At 47.8% G+C, this 542-nt stretch carries 1 rRNA gene; it reads right to left on the reverse strand.

Features of this window, described 5'->3' with window-relative positions:
- Positions 1-331: ribosomal RNA gene (locus EC604_RS29535) — 23S ribosomal RNA — on the reverse strand; the annotation flags it as partial.
- Positions 332-542: the final 211 nt, after the last annotated feature.

A 542-nucleotide genomic window follows, 5' to 3' on the forward strand; every position in this document is an offset into this window, starting at 1 on the left:
CTCCTTTGTAACTCCATGTGAGACGTCCCACAACCCCAAAGAGCAAGCTCTCTGGTTTGGGCTTCTCCGCGTTCGCTCGCCGCTACTGACGGAATCACTATTGTTTTCTCTTCCTCAGGGTACTTAGATGTTTCAGTTCCCCTGGTATGCCTCTACACAACCTATGTATTCAGTTGTGAGTAACTGGATATTACCCCAGCTGGGTTTCCCCATTCGGACATCCCCGGATCAAAGCTTGCTTACAGCTCCCCGAGGCAGTTTCGTTGTTCGCCACGTCCTTCATCGGCTCCTAGCGCCTAGGCATCCTCCGTGTGCTCTTAGTAGCTTAACCATTGCGCTCGTGTTCGAGCTATCGCTCCGCTTGGTTTGCTTGCGCAAATCCAAAAGTCGCTCCCACACGATACCATCGCAAAAGCAATTAAGTACCAATTTATTAAACTTGTTTAACACAAGTTCAGCTAAAAAGGAATGTTCTAATTCGCGTTTGTTTCGTTTCGATATCTAGTTTTCAAAGAACAAATCGTTTGGTTCGGGCCGTTCAC

Source organism: Paenibacillus amylolyticus (assembly GCF_003719335.1).
In the GTDB taxonomy this organism is placed as follows: domain Bacteria; phylum Bacillota; class Bacilli; order Paenibacillales; family Paenibacillaceae; genus Paenibacillus; species Paenibacillus amylolyticus_D.